General features: G+C 60.7%; 12 protein-coding genes. 5 read left to right on the top strand and 7 right to left on the bottom strand.

Features of this window, described 5'->3' with window-relative positions:
* Positions 1-273 precede the first annotated feature (273 nt).
* Both NA619_RS15685 and NA619_RS15680 read right to left on the bottom strand, forming a co-directional pair.
* A complete protein-coding gene (locus tag NA619_RS15685; protein WP_255962776.1) occupies positions 274-795 on the bottom strand; it encodes an REP-associated tyrosine transposase in 522 nt (173 codons plus the stop codon).
* A gap of 89 nt (positions 796-884) precedes the next feature.
* Positions 885-1,715, bottom strand: a complete 831-nt coding sequence (locus NA619_RS15680; protein ID WP_255962775.1) for an NYN domain-containing protein — start codon at positions 1,713-1,715, stop codon at positions 885-887.
* 339 nt (positions 1,716-2,054) lie between these two features.
* On the opposite strand from NA619_RS15680, the gene NA619_RS15675 reads away from it, so the two are divergent.
* Complete coding sequence (locus NA619_RS15675; protein ID WP_255962774.1) at positions 2,055-3,467, top strand: alanine/glycine:cation symporter family protein; 1,413 nt, start codon at positions 2,055-2,057, stop codon at positions 3,465-3,467.
* 45 nt (positions 3,468-3,512) lie between these two features.
* Here NA619_RS15675 and NA619_RS15670 read toward each other — a convergent pair whose 3' ends face one another.
* On the bottom strand, positions 3,513-4,619 hold the full coding sequence (locus NA619_RS15670; RefSeq protein ID WP_255962773.1) for a catalase family protein: 1,107 nt from the start codon (positions 4,617-4,619) through the stop codon (positions 3,513-3,515).
* A 470-nt stretch (positions 4,620-5,089) separates the two neighbouring features.
* Between NA619_RS15670 and NA619_RS15665 the strand changes: the two genes are divergently transcribed.
* The 4 genes from NA619_RS15665 to NA619_RS15650 all read left to right on the top strand — a co-directional run bounded on the left by NA619_RS15665 (position 5,090) and on the right by NA619_RS15650 (position 11,079).
* On the top strand, positions 5,090-6,244 hold the full coding sequence (locus NA619_RS15665) for a mandelate racemase family protein (RefSeq protein ID WP_255962772.1): 1,155 nt from the start codon (positions 5,090-5,092) through the stop codon (positions 6,242-6,244).
* Between the two features lie 377 nt (positions 6,245-6,621).
* Complete coding sequence (locus NA619_RS15660; RefSeq protein WP_255962771.1) at positions 6,622-7,356, top strand: oligogalacturonate-specific porin KdgM family protein; 735 nt, start codon at positions 6,622-6,624, stop codon at positions 7,354-7,356.
* A gap of 96 nt (positions 7,357-7,452) precedes the next feature.
* The gene (locus NA619_RS15655; RefSeq protein WP_255962770.1) at positions 7,453-9,240 is read left to right on the top strand and encodes a sodium:solute symporter family transporter; all 1,788 of its coding nucleotides are present in this window, start codon (positions 7,453-7,455) and stop codon (positions 9,238-9,240) included.
* A gap of 81 nt (positions 9,241-9,321) precedes the next feature.
* Positions 9,322-11,079, top strand: a complete 1,758-nt coding sequence (locus NA619_RS15650; protein WP_255962769.1) for a sodium:solute symporter family transporter — start codon at positions 9,322-9,324, stop codon at positions 11,077-11,079.
* Positions 11,080-11,090: 11 nt separating this feature from the next.
* On the opposite strand, the gene NA619_RS15645 is transcribed toward NA619_RS15650, so the two are convergent.
* The 4 genes from NA619_RS15645 to NA619_RS15630 form a co-directional block, all read right to left on the bottom strand.
* Positions 11,091-11,837 (bottom strand): FadR/GntR family transcriptional regulator, encoded by a 747-nt coding sequence (locus NA619_RS15645; protein ID WP_255962768.1) that lies wholly within the window; start codon positions 11,835-11,837, stop codon positions 11,091-11,093.
* Positions 11,838-11,956: 119 nt separating this feature from the next.
* Positions 11,957-12,415 carry a DUF2214 family protein gene (locus NA619_RS15640; RefSeq protein ID WP_255962767.1) on the bottom strand — a complete coding sequence of 153 codons (459 nt, stop codon included), beginning with the start codon at positions 12,413-12,415 and terminating at the stop codon, positions 11,957-11,959.
* Between the two features lie 4 nt (positions 12,416-12,419).
* Complete coding sequence (locus NA619_RS15635; protein ID WP_255962766.1) at positions 12,420-13,817, bottom strand: MATE family efflux transporter; 1,398 nt, start codon at positions 13,815-13,817, stop codon at positions 12,420-12,422.
* An 88-nt stretch (positions 13,818-13,905) separates the two neighbouring features.
* Positions 13,906-14,199, bottom strand: coding sequence for a hypothetical protein (locus tag NA619_RS15630; RefSeq protein ID WP_255962783.1), 294 nt, complete (start codon positions 14,197-14,199; stop codon positions 13,906-13,908).
* Positions 14,200-14,385 lie beyond the last annotated feature (186 nt).

The following is a 14,385-nucleotide window of genomic DNA, read 5'->3' as shown; positions in this document are numbered from 1 at the left end:
AACCCTTGCTCAGGCACGACAATGAAAAGTCGACCGCGGCTCCATCTATCTATGCCTACGCATGCCGCGGATGAACGCAGATTCGTAGGATGGGTCGAGCGAAGCGATACCCATCACAACCGCTCGGTCTACGGATCGTCACCGACCCAACCATCTGGCAGCGCTATCGCCCAGGCATGGCAATGAAAGTCGACCGCGGCTGCATCTATCTATACCTACGCATGCCTCGGATGAACGCAGATTCGTAGGATGGATCGAGCGAAGCGATACCCATCAAAACCTCTCGATCTGGGCATCGTCACCAGCCCAATCACCTGGCAGAACACCATCCCGAACGTAGCGGTGAAAGGAAGACCATGGCCAATCCGACACACGTTCTACATGCCCATGCTTGCGTGGGTTGTGGTGGACGTAATCGACGTGTCGCTCGAAATCCCGGTCGTCGCGGATGCGGTGTTCCCAGAAGCGTCGTTGCCAGATACCGCGCTCGCCCTTGCGCAATCGGCTGGGGCTGATGGGTTCGGTTCGGTTGAGGCTGCGTGAAAAAGTCGTTTTGATCAGGCGCCAGCGCAGCGCGTAATCGGCCTCGGTCGGTGGCAGCGTACAAATGGCATGGAGGTGGTCGGGAAGGATGACGATCGCATCGATCCGCCAAGGATGACGGCCCATGCTGTAACGGAAGGCGTCGCGTAACAAAGGGATGTTGTCGGTAAGCAGCGAGGATTGGCGGTCAGCGAGATTCAGGGTGAAGAACCATGTGGCGCCGGGGGTTTGGTCGCGGCGGTAGTTGGTCATGATGCAATCCTTTGCATTGTTCATAAGTGTGAGGGGGCGGTGTGATGGGTATCGCTTCGCTCAACCCATCCTACGATCGTAAGGCCTTTCTATTTCGATGGCTTCAGGCTGCGTGCATATAGCGCCTTGCCGCCCGTGGAGGTGGTGCCGCGGGCTTCCAGTTCGAAGCGTTTGGGTTGCGATTTGATCAGGTCGCTGAGTTTCTTGAAGCCGTAGAGGCGTGGGTCGAACGCGGGGCGGAGTTTGCTGATGTTGGAGCCGAGCTCGCCCAACTGGACCCAGTCGTCCTCGTCGTCGGCGATGTCGCTGAGGACTTTGGCGATGAAGTCAGCCGGGACCTTTTGCGCTTTGACCTGAGCGGTCTTGTCTGAGGCTTTTGCCTCTTCCTCGGCTTTCTCCATTGGCCCGGAAGCGGGGGCCTTGTCGCCATTGCTTGGCGGTTCCTGCGAGGTCTTGGGTGCATCGGCGCGGAGGATTTCGGTGTAGATAAACTTGTCGCAGGCTGAGACGAAGGGCGAGGGCGTTTTCTGCTCGCCGAAGCCGTACACCGTCAGGCCTTCCTCACGGATGCGCGCGGCCAGGCGGGTGAAGTCGCTGTCGCTGGAGACAAGGCAGAAGCCGTCGAAACGACGGGTGTAGAGCAGGTCCATCGCGTCGATGATCAGCGAGCTGTCGGTGGCGTTCTTGCCGGAGGTGTAGGCGAACTGCTGGATCGGCTGGATGGAGTAGTCGAGCAGCACCTTTTTCCAGCTGCCCAGGTTGGGCTTGGTCCAGTCGCCGTAGATGCGCTTGACGCTGGCGACGCCGTATTTGGCAATCTCTTCGAACAGCCCCTCGACGATGGCGGCGGGTGCGTTATCGGCGTCGATGAGTACCGCGAGATGGATCTGCTGACGGGTATTGCTCGGTTTAGCGGCCATGATTCGTCCCAGGGTGGAGGTGTGTCGACCTTAACGTCAGTGGTGCCGGTGCGGCCATAGTCATCTGTAGCCAATGCGTGGCCTGTCGCGGAGCGACCACAGCGCCGCTTGAATCTGTAGCGTGCAGACCCAGGTCGCGATTACAGAGCGGTCTGACGGAACCCTGGCGGCCGAGGCCTTTCAGAGACCTTGGTCCGCTGCGGATGCGCTTGGTCAATGCGTGTCCCGCACTCATATTCATCGGACGGTTTCGACCGATGCGGCGCTCTGGCTGGTGCTCTCGGGCTCAGCGACTAGAGTTAGCCGTATCCGTCCGTCCCTCAACGACAAGGCGTTTCCATGACCGCGATCATCGACTTCCTCAACACGATCTTCTGGGGCTATGTCCTTATTTACGGTCTGCTCGCGGTTGGGGTGTTCTTCACCATCCGCCTGGGCTTTCTGCAGTTCTTGCACTTCGGCGAGATGGTGCGCGCCATTCGCGGCGCGCGGCAAAGTGACGCCTCGGGGATCTCACCGTTCCAGGCGCTGTGCACCAGCCTCGCATCACGGGTGGGTACCGGTAACCTGGCCGGCGTGGCGGTTGCGCTCTATCTGGGCGGCGCTGGGGCGATTTTCTGGATGTGGGTGGTGGCACTGGTGGGGATGGCGACGGCCTACGCCGAGAGTTCGCTCGCTCAGCTCTACAAGGTGCGTGACGGCGAGGGCCAGTATCGCGGCGGCCCTGCCTTCTATATAGCCAAGGGCTTGAGAGCCCCTTGGGCCGGCGGAGTGTTCTCCGTCGCGCTGATCATCTCGTTCGGGCTGGTGTTCAACGCCGTGCAGGCCAACTCCATCGCCGATGCCATGGAGGGTGCGTTCGGCTTTTCCAAGCTCTGGGTCGGGATCGCCATCGCCATTCTCGCTGGCGCGGTGATCTTCGGCGGGCTGCGTTCGATCGCGCGCTTCGCCGAGCTGGTAGTCCCGCTGATGGCGGGCCTCTATGTGCTGATGGCGTTGATCGTCCTGGTGATGAACATCACCGAAGTGCCGGGCGTCCTGATGACCATCGTCCGCAGCGCGTTCGGGCTGGAAGAGGCCGCCGGCGGTGTGGCGGGCTCCGTGACCGCGGCGATGCTCAACGGCATCAAGCGCGGGTTGTTCTCCAACGAAGCGGGCATGGGATCTGCGCCCAACGTGGCTGCGACTGCAACGCCGGCCCCACACCATCCGTCTTCGCAAGGACTGGTGCAGTCGATGGGTGTGTTTATCGACACCATCGTCATCTGCACCGCCACGGCGATAATGATTCTTCTGTCAGGCGTGCTTGAGCCGGGTTCGGGCGTGACCGGCACTCAGCTCACCCAACAGGCGATGGAAAGCCATATCGGCGTGGCGGGAACCTACTTCATCGCCATCGCGATTCTGTTCTTCGCCTTTACCTCCATCGTGGCCAACTATTCCTATGCCGAGAACGCGCTGATATTCCTCGGCGGCGGCAACAAGCTCGGGCTGACGCTGCTGCGCATGGCGGCTTTGGGCATGGTGATCTGGGGTGCTTACGAGGCGGTGGCCACTGTGTTCAACGCGGCGGATGCGTCCATGGGGCTGATGGCGACGATCAACCTGATCGCCATCACGCTGCTTTCCGGCACGGTGGTCAAACTAACGAAGGACTACATGGCGCAGATCAAGGCGGGCGTGGTGCCAACCTTCAAAGCGGCTGATTACCCGGAGCTTAAAGAGAAGATCAACAACAACATCTGGCGCTGAAAGATACATGCCCCGGCATGCGTGCCGGGACATGGTGTTGCGGGATCACTCCGGGAGCCGGTCCAGGCTTTTCGGCTCATGCATCGGGCAGCCATTGTGGCGAGCGCGAAACTCGGACGACATTTCATACGCCGGCTTGCGTGAACGCATGATGCCGCCGAGTGGGCGGTGCGCCGCGAGACCGTGCCAGGGGCTGAATGACATCTCGTCATCCACCTTCTTGGCACGCGCCTCGCTCCAGGCCGTTTGCGGCTGGACGTCGATCCGCGCCACCGTGACGTAAGGGCTGAGATCTTCCGGCCAGACCACCGAGGCATCTTCGATTGGCATCTTGTCGATGTCGGTGGCCAGCTGAACGCGCAACTCCCAGCTTCCGCCTTCTGTTGCGAAATGCGCGGCAATGGCCTCGCGCAGTCCGTTGGGCTTGTCGCTCAGGTCGACAGCTTTGTCAGTCAGTGCTTTCAACCCGGGAGAGACTGGCACCAGCGACAGCTTGGCGAAATAGCGGCCGTACAGGATCGGGACCACGCTGTAATAGGTTTCGCCCAGCAGATTGGTCATCGGGTGGCCGCCCATTCCCTTGAGCGTAGGACTCTCGCCTCCCGCTTTCTCGAGCAGGCTTTCAGCACCGCGCAGCGCGGCGGAAAGCGCCTGTTTGGCCCGAGGCGCGCGGTCGGTGGTCTTGGCAATCAGCTTCACTGACTTGAGAAAGTCCTTGGGTGTCGGCGCAAGGAAAGCTGGCGCGTTGACCATGACGAAGTCCTGGGTCACCTGGCCGTCGCTGTTGGGCAGCCGCTCACCGTCGACGCCAATCAGCTTGATCGCCAGCCCGCGCGGGGTCGACACCTTGTCATCGAGGATGTCGCCGGGGTTGGTCGAAAACCGCATCACCACCGGCATCCGCCCCGCCTTGGCAAACGCGCCCTGGGCCAGCTCCGGCGGCAAGTCGTCCATTACCTCGATCTCGCCCTGCAGCAAGCCGTGGCTCTTGGCGTGCACGCTGCGGATCGCATGGCCGCTGTGGGCGAAGGTCGTCTCGGTGATCTCGCGCATGGCCTGGATAAGGCCGGAGATGGTCTCGGACTCATCGTCAGGAACCTGTTCGTAGGCAGGGTCGAAGGGAAGAGGCGTGATGCTCAGGTGATCGGTCATAGGCTCGGCTCCGGAAGGTGATGCGGCTTATGTACGGCTGCGCCGCTGTCCAGTAAGTCGACTGCCCTCTGGTGTGATCGTTTCCTGATCCTGCATCTAGCCGGTGCCGTTCGGCACTCCGCTCCACCCGATGCTCTGCGGTTCGCCAATCAGACGGAACAGCGCTTAGCGCAGCCCTTGATTTAGCATCAGTCTCTGCTTGGTATGACCTGTATGCGGAATGTCGTAATACTACTCGTCTGATTTTTGTGGGCATTCGAAGTCGGGTTAAAGCCGTGGATGCCCAGTAAAGCCATCAATATCAATTATTTAAGATGGTTTCCGATCAGCTGATAGCGTCTAGCGTCCAATGTCTGGTCGTCATACCTATAGTTGACAATATGATGACTTGGGAAAATACTTGCACGTAGTACGACGACATACAGAGTCTCAGCTCTGATAACAAAAATGCTCAGGACAGTCTCGCTGCTATGAAAATCACCCGTGTCAGTGTCGAAGTGTTTGCCTACCCAACGCGCCGCGCCGTAGACAGCGCAGGCCATTCCCATCCAGGCGAGGAATCGCAGGCCAGCATGGCGATGCTGCGCGTCGTCACTGAAGACGGCTGCGAGGGTTACGCCTTCGGTGCGCCGGAATTGTTGCGGCCACACCTGATTCATAACTTCGTGCGCAAAGTCCTGATCGGACAGAACGCGATCGACCGAGAGCGTATCTGGCAGGACCTGGCGCATTGGCAACGGGGGAGTGCGGGGCAGTTGACCGATCGCAGCCTGGCGTTGGTCGAGCAGGCACTGTGGGACTGGGCTGGCCGGCGCTTCGAAGTACCGGTGTACAAGCTGCTGGGCGGTTATCGCGACAAGGTTCGCGCGTACGGCTCGACCATGTGCGGCGACGACACGCCGGGCGGCTTGTCCACGCCGGACGAGTATGGCCGGTTCGCTGAAAAGCTGGTCAAGCGTGGCTACAAGGGCATCAAGTTGCACACCTGGATGCCGCCGATCTCATTCGCGCCGGACCCGAAGATGGACGTCCGTGCCTGCGCCGCAGTACGCGAAGCAGTTGGTCCGGATATCGCGCTGATGCTCGACGGTTATCACTGGTACAACCGCACGGACGCGCTCTACATCGGCCGCGAGATCGAGAAGCTCGACTTCGCCTGGTTCGAGGAGCCGATGATGGAGGAGTCCGCCGAATCCTACGCCTGGCTGGCGGCCAACCTGACGATCCCTGTGCTTGGCCCGGAAAGTCTGGGCGGCAAATACCACAGCCGCGCTGGCTGGGTCAGTGGCCAGTCCTGCGACATCCTGCGTGCAGGTGTGGCCGGAGTGGGCGGTATCGGCCCGGTAATGAAGGTTGCCCATCTGGCCGAATCATTCGGTCTGGACTGTGAAATCCACGGTAATGGCGCGCCCAACCTGGCCGTGGTCGGCGCGATCAAGAACTGCAGCTGGTACGAGCGCGGTCTATTGCACCCCTTCCTTGAGTACGACGACGTACCGGCGTATCTGAACAGCATCGTCGACCCGATGGACGACGAGGGCTATGTGCATCTCCCGCAGCGTCCGGGGCTAGGTGAGGACATCAATTTCGCCTACATCGAGGCCAACACCCTCAGCCGACACTGATACCTGCAACCCCACGCATCAAGTCTGAATAACTACAAAAAAGGACTGATCGATGAAGCGCTCCTGCACCGTCTCACCGCGACCGGCCTGCCCGGTCGCCCATTCTCAGCCGTCGTGGACACTCGCCTACGACGTGCGGCCCGGTTCGCCGTGCGGGCGCTCTCCGCCCGGATAGCGATGGCGAGCGCATTGCTCGTCTAACTGAAGTTGTTCTACCTGGTTATTCAATTTGTTCTTTCAGCTGCTTGTTTTGGCAATGAGCGGGACGCTTTCGCTCGGAAAAAAGCTGGAACAGCATATGGAATATAAGAGCGTGGATAGTTTTCCAGGTGATCCTTTGTCTGTGCCTATAACTTTCAACAAATAAGAATAAAACCATGAAAAAGACAATTATCACGTTCGCTGCTGCAACACCGCTGATCCTTCTTTCATTTGCCCAGCCGGCTTTTGCCAATGAAGGTTACGTAAACTATCGCCACCAATATCTGGATGATTCGGAGCTGCACTCGGATCGTTTTCTGATTGGTACACGGTTGAAGAATGGCCTCGGCTTTCATGGCGAGTTGAAATACAAGACGGCCGGCAACCGCGAAGGTGTGGCATTCGACAACACCGTCGGCAGCGGTCACGAGCTGGTCATCGACTACCGTCACGTACTTTCACCTCAATGGGCGCTGACGCCCTTCCTCCGACTGGACAGCGTCGAGGAAGCCATGACATATAGCGGCGGTTTGCGTGTGGATTACCGACTGAACGAGCAGCTGAACCTGGCCGGGCGCTATCGCTACGAGGCGCGCAAGCTGGATCGGGACAAGGTGGACGAGTCGATGCCGGACCGGGCGCGGCAGGATCAGCACATCAATCGCTTCGACGGTTGGCTGACGTATATGCCCGAGGGTAACTGGACGTATGAATATAACTTCGTCTACCTGAAGACTGATTACATACGTTTCGATAACAAGAAATACGATTACGAGAACAACTTTGCCTTCAAGTACAAGTGGGACAAGAACTGGCATCCCTTCTTCGAGATCGGCGACGTCAAAGTCAATTCATTTGACGATGACCGGCAACTGCGTTTGCGCGTGGGCGTGCATTACAAGTTCGACTAGCCAACAACAGGCGTGCACGGCGAGTAATTGCCGGGCCGACCAGCCTGTGGTGGCGGCTCGGCACGACGTTGATGCCCACCGATACGAGAGAGCGCAATGAACATAGATATTATGGTGGTGGCGGGTTATTTCCTGCTGATGGTGTTCATCAGTGTCGCCTTCCGCAAAATGGCCAGTAAGTCGGCCAGCGATTATTTCCGTGGCGGCGGCCGAATGCTGTGGTGGATGGTCGGGGCGACCGCCTTCATGACGCAGTTCTCCGCATGGACCTTCACCGGTGCCGCGGGCAAGGCCTTTTCCGATGGCTTCGCTGTGACCTTCGTGTTTCTCGGCAACATCTTTGCCTACATGTTCTCCTACTGGTGGTTCAGCCACCGCTTCAGGCAGATGCGCGTCGATACGCCTACCGAAGGCGTGCGCCGCCGGTTCGGCAACGGCAACGAGCAGTTCTTCACCTGGGCCATCATTCCACTGAGCGTGCTCAACGGCGGAGTCTGGCTCAACGGTCTGGCGATTTTCGTCGGTGCCGTGTTCGGCTATGACATGACCACTACCATCTGGATCACCGGCATTTCGGTGCTGCTGGTTTCGCTGCTCAGCGGCGCCTGGGGTGTGGTGGCCAGCGACTTCGTGCAGACGCTGGTGGTGGCGGTGATCTCGGTAGCATGTGCGGTTGTGGCGCTGGTAGCGGTGGGCGGCCCCGGTGAGATCGTCACCAAATTCCCGTCCGACTTCTTCATGGGACCGGACATGAACTACGGGTTGCTGTTGGTGGGCTCGTTCATCTTCTTTCTGGTGAAGCAGCTGCAAAGCATCAACAACATGCAGGACTCCTACCGCTTCCTGAATGCGAAAGACTCGGTGAACGCGCGCAAGGCGGCGCTGTTTGCCCTGGTGCTGATGGTCTGCGGCACGCTGATCTGGTTTATCCCTCCCTGGGCCACCGCGGTGCTCTATCCGGATGCGCTCAGCGCCCACGCCGAACTCGGCAATAAGGCCAGCGACGCGGTGTATCTGGTGTTTGCAGAGCGACTGATGCCAGTCGGCACCATCGGTTTGCTGGTGGCGGGACTGTTTGCCGCGACCATGTCATCGATGGACTCGGCGCTGTGCCGCAATGCCGGAATATTCGTCCGCAGTTTCTGGGCGCCGGTGGTGGCTCGCAACAAGCCACTGAGCGAGAACAAACTGCTGCGGATCAGCCAGGCGGCCACCGTGGTCAACGGCATCCTGGTCATTCTGATTGCGCAACTGTTCGCTCAACTGAAGGGGCTGAGCCTGTTCGAACTGATGATGCGCGTGGCGACACTGCTGCAATCGCCGATTCTGGTGCCGCTGTTCTTCGGCATGTTCATCCGTCGTACGCCGAAGTGGGCAGCGTGGGTCACCGTCTGTTTCGGCATGCTGGTGTCCTGGCTGGTGATGACGGTGTTCACGGCGCAATGGTTCGCTGGCCTGGCGGGCGTCACCCTGACGGCGCGCGAGCTGTCCGAGCTGACCACCACGATTACCGTGGCGGCGCATCTAATCTTCACTGGCGGCTTTTTCTGCCTGACCAGTCTGTTCTATCGGGCAGAGGCCAGTACCAGTGAGGAACTGGAACGCACGGCCAAGTTCTTCCGCGACGTGGAAACGCCGGTCATCGCCAAGGATGATCAGGACATCTATGACCGGCTGCAGCGCAACAAACTCGGCCAGATCACCCTGATGATGGGTGCCGGGCTGATGCTGATGGTGCTGCTGCCCAATCCACTGTGGGGGCGGCTGATGTTTGCGGCCTGTGCGCTGTCGATATTGCTGATCGGCTACCTGCTCAAACGAAGTGCCAATGTCGAAGAGGTGATCCGGACCATCCCGACACCTCTTGCCGAACGGCCTTCCTGACGCTTTGCGTTTACCAGCATCGGCCTACTTTGCGGTGCTGGTTTTTTTATTCTCGATGGTGGACGTGAAAAAGGCGCGGCGATGACCTCTCTCGACCTGGCGGTGTTGGCGGTCTACGTGCTGTTCATCATCGGTTCGGCCTGGTGCTTTCGGCGGATGGCCAACAACAGCAGCCAGTACATCAACGGCGGCGGCTCCATGCAGTGGTGGATGGCGGGCGCCACGGCATTCATGACCCAGTTCAGCGCCTGGACCTTCACGGGCGCCGCCGGCAAGGCCTACACCGATGGCTTTGCGGTGCTCATGCTGTTCTGGGGCAATGCCCTGGGCTTCTTCATCGCGAGCCGCTTCTTTGCCGCACGCTACCGCAAGTTGCGTGTTGAAACCTCGATGCAGGTGATCGCGCTGCGTTTCGGCAGGCCGACCGAACGGCTGTTCACCTGGCTGCAGCTGCCGCTCTCGACCCTGAGCGCGGCGGTCTGGTTGAACGGGCTTGCCTACATCATTTCCGCTATGACCGGGCTGGACATGCTGCCCGTGCTGCTAGTTACCGGCGTCATCATCACCTTTATTGCCAGCAGTGGCGGGGCCTGGACGGTGAGCGCGACGAACGTCATCCAGCTGGTGCTGATCCTCGCCATCACACTGGTGACAGGTGGATATGCGCTGTACATCGGCGGCGGGCCTGCGGGGGTCGTGAGTCAGTTTCCGGTGGATTTCTGGCTTGGTCGCGAAATGAACATTCCGGGCATCCTGGCGCTGTGGATGGCGGTGATCCTGATGCAGCAGACGGTATCGACCAACAACGCCATCACCTGCTATCGCTTTCTGGTCACGCGCAACGAGCGTGAGGCACAGAAGGCCGCGTTGCTTGCGGGGGTGCTGTTCGTTATCGGGCCGGTGATGTGGTTTATCCCGCCTTGGGTAGCCGCGGCGCAAGGTGTGGATCTGGCGGCGTACTACCCGCAGCTCGGCGATCGCGCCACCAACGCTGCCTACCTGCTCTTCGTCGAGCAGGTGATGCCGGCCGGCACGCTGGGGCTGACCATGGCGGCGATGCTGGCTGCGACCATCGCGCCGATGAGCGCCGCGTTGAATCGCAACGCCGGCATTTTCATTCGCAACGTGTACCAGCGCAGCCGCCACAGCGAGCCACAGTTAATGAGGGTGGGGCGGCTGTTCACTCTGGTCAACGGGCTGGTGGCGACCCTTGTTGCGTGGTGGATGTCCCGGCAGACCGAGCTGAATTTTTTCGATCTGGTGCTGATGATCAGCTCGATGCTGCTGTTGCCGATGTCGATTCCGGCGCTGCTGGCCGTGGTGGTGCGTCGCACGCCGGACTGGGCGGGCTGGAGCACCGTGGCCGTCGGTGGTCTGGTGTCCGCGGCTATGTACCTGGGCTTCAACCCCAGCGGCCTGCCGGGGTGGCTCGGCGGTGAATCGCTGAGTGCGCGCGAGGCGGGTGATCTCAAGTTCGCGGCAACGGTCCTCGCGCACCTGCTGATTACCGGCGGGTATTTCTTCGCCACCAGCCTGCTCTACCAGCCGCGTGGCGAGCGGGGTCGCAGGCGGCAGCTGCGTGGAATGTTCACCAACATGTGTCGCTCGCTGCAGCCGGCCGAAATGGCGCGAGTCGACCCTCTGCAAGCCCGGCAGCTGGGCGCCTTGCTGATCATGCTCAGCATTTTGTTGTTGCCTCTGCTATGGATCGCTGACGGGTCGCAGGGGCTGTGGTTGCACGCGGCGATTGCGCTGACAGTGGCGATGGTCGGGCTGGCGCTGCGGTTGTTGGCTGGTGCGCGTCCGGTGGGAGACGACGAGTCCCGACTCGGTCGGTAGTGGGGGCTGAGCTAGTTGCCGTTCGGCACCGGCGTGACTTTCGCCATGCGCGTCCGGCGAAGCCGCTCGCGGCTGTTGTTCAGGTGCAGGTACATGGCCGCACGCGCCGAGTCTGGGCTCTGCATGGCGATGCCGGCGTAGATGCTGTCGTGCTCGTGGTGGACCATTTCCAGATACGCCAGCCGTTCCTCGTTCGAGGCATAAGCCGAGTTCATCTGGGTGCGCGGAATCATTTTGGTACCCAGGTGCTTCATGATGTCGAACATGTACTGGTTGCCCGACGCCCTGGCGATGCGCAGATGGAACTGAAAGTCTGCCTGGATCGCGATGCCGGGCTTCTTCGAGTCCGGCTCCTTCATGGCGTGAAGTGCCTGCCGGATGTCGGCCAGATCAGCGTTGCTGCGATTGCTGGCAGCCAGACCGGCCGCATCGACTTCAAGGCTGATGCGCAGCTCCAGCAGATGCAGCACGTCTTCCAGGGTGGTGATGCTTTCCGGCCCCAGGCGCAGCTCCTGTGGCGGCGGCATGTCGATGACGAAGGTGCCGACGCTGCGTCGTGTTTCAACCAGGCCAGCGGCCTGTAGACGGAGAATCGCTTCACGCACCACGCTGCGGCTGAAGCCTTCCTGGCTGGCGATATCAACTTCGGTGGGCAGTTTTTCCCCACGCTTCAGCACACCTTCACGGATGTACTGGGAGAGTCGTTGCACCAGTATTTCCGCTCGGCGCTTAGGCGGTTGTGGTTGCCCTTGGATCATGTCCGGCTCATCTGTTGATGGTTCGCTCGATTGCCTCAGCGTCGCAGCATACACAGTTCGCCTGCGATGCCGCCTGCCTTGCCTGGGCGGTGGCATTGGGGGTCAGGCGCGTGGCCTCGTCACTGCGGAATCACTCCGAGCCCGCGTGTCATCAATGCTGCCAGCAGAGGCAGTAGCAGCAAGGCGAGCAGTTCGATGCGGATTACCAGCTTGACCATACGTGCGTGGGTCGGGGTGATGCTCGGTACTTGGCCGGCCTTGAGCGCTGGCCGCCATTTCAGGAAGGTCACAGTGGGGTAGATCGACAGCAGCGCGACAACCACGAACAGCCCGAGCTTGGCGTGGAAAAAGCTGTTGTTGAGGTAATAGTCCAGCCCTTTGCCGTAGCGCATGGCGCGTGCTGCGCCGGTAACGAGTACGAAGCCCGCGGCGATGCCGAACGCCAGGTCGACTCGGAACAGGCTGCGTGCGCGCTTGAAATTCAGCGGCAGGCGAAACAGCTGGTGTTCAAGCACCAGCAGCGCAAACAGCAAAAAGATCGCCACGAAGTGCAGGTAGGCGGCGACGGCATAGGCCATTTTTTCAGGATCCTTTGGTTAGTGTTGCAGCGGCGTCTTCGTCATGGACGGATGCCGTATGGCTAGAGCGGAACCATAGGGCCTGACGTTGCAGCCTTCGGGCGATGCTGCCCAGGCAGACGCCCCGCAGGAGCATGAAGGCGAGGAAGGCCAACCACAATCCGTGATTGCCCATTCCGCGTAACAGCCAGCCCAATGGTAACGAAATCGACACGGCAAGCAGCATGGCGTTTCGCATTTCCCGCGCGCGGGTAGCGCCGATGAACAGGCCGTCGAGCAGGTAACTCCAAACGGCTACCAGCGGCAGCGCAGCGAGGTACGGCAGATAGGTGAGGGCGGTTTCGCGCACCGACGGGATGTCGGTCTGCAGGCTGATGAACAGCTCACCACCGAGCAGGAAAAACAGGCCGAACGCCAGGCTTGCCAGCAATGACCAGCCACCAGCAACGGTAAGGATCCGGCGCAATTCGGTGCGGTTCTGCGCGCCAATGGCATGGCCGCTCAGCGCTTCGACCGCATGCGCCAAGCCGTCCAGTGCGTGTGCTGTGAGCATCAAGCCGTTGAGCAACAGTGCATTGGCCGCCACCGTGGCGTCGCCCAGGCGCGTGCCCTGCACCGTGACCAGAAAAAACACCAGCTGCAGCGCCAGCGAGCGCAGGAAGATATCGCGATTGACCGACATCAGCGGTCGCCAGCTGGCCCAGCGGCGCATGGCCTGGCGGTTCAGCCGCCCCGGATAGCGCAGCAAGGCACCGCGAGTCAGCGCCAGGCCGACCAGCACGCCGCTCCATTCGGCAATGACCGAGGCGCGCGCGGCTCCGGCAACGCCCCATTCCAGGCCGATGACGAACCAAAGATCCAGGGCGACGTTGATCAGGTTGGTGGTCAGCAGAATGGCCAGCGGGGCTCGCGCGTTCTGAGTGCCGAGAAACCAGCCAATCAACGCCAGGCTGGCCAATGCGGCGGGCAGGCCGAACAGGCGCGTATGGAAATAGGCTTGGGTGAGGCTGTCCAGCTCGGCTGAAGGTTGCATCAGTTGCAACGCAAAGCCTTTCAGCGGCTGAGCCGTAACACTGAGAAGCAGGGCGAAGCCCAGCGCCAATAACAGTCCCTGCAGCAATACCTGGCGTAGTGCGCCGCCGTCGTCACGCCCTGCGGCTTGGGCGGCGAACCCGGTGGTGCCCATGCGCAGAAACCCCATGACCCACACCAGCAGGGTGTAGAGGCTGCCGCCGACGGCCACAGAAGCCAGCTGGTGGGCGTGTGGAAGATGGCCGATCACCGCGCTGTCCACCAGCGCCACCAGGGGCACGGATAAATTGGACAGGATCATCGGTGCAGCCAGCGCCCAGACCCTTTTATGGGTCGGGGCGTGCTGCCAGGCGGTCATTAGCCGGGACATGAAAGGCTCCAGAACAGCCGGGCATGATACGTCGCCGAGGTTCTGAGCGCAGCCAGGCGATGGGGTCTTGGCAGGGTTTAGGCTTGAATCAGTGGATCAACCAGCTCAACAGCCACAGGCCGAGGAAGAGATAGATCACGCCCGAGATGAACGAACGTCGGAAGAACGCACGGAAGGCGCCAACCAGCAGCATCAGGCCGATCGCCAGGGCAATCAGGCTGATCAGTGAGCGGTCCATGCCGAGGGTGCGTGACAACCCCTCTAGAAAGTTGGCCCCGGCAGCAGCGAACAAGCCGAAGAACCCGCTGAGCGCATCGACGATGTAGCGAATCACCGTACCGAGCGCCTGGCCCAGCCATTCGAAAAAACTTTCCACCCGCATGTCGCTCTCCTGCCATTCGATCCAGGGCTGCAAGCGCAGCCGTTTCCTGGGGCATTGGGCTATCAATCCGCCCGGCAGTTCCCAAGGCGCAACTGAACCGAGATCCGCATGGTGGGTCTGTTCAAGGCTGACCGGCGCTTCAGGCCGCGTCGTCATGCAATTGCAATCCTTCCCGAGCAGGCTGTG

Source organism: Stutzerimonas stutzeri, from assembly GCF_024448895.1.
Lineage (GTDB): Bacteria > Pseudomonadota > Gammaproteobacteria > Pseudomonadales > Pseudomonadaceae > Stutzerimonas > Stutzerimonas stutzeri_Q.
This window is presented reverse-complemented; position numbering and strand designations above follow the sequence as displayed.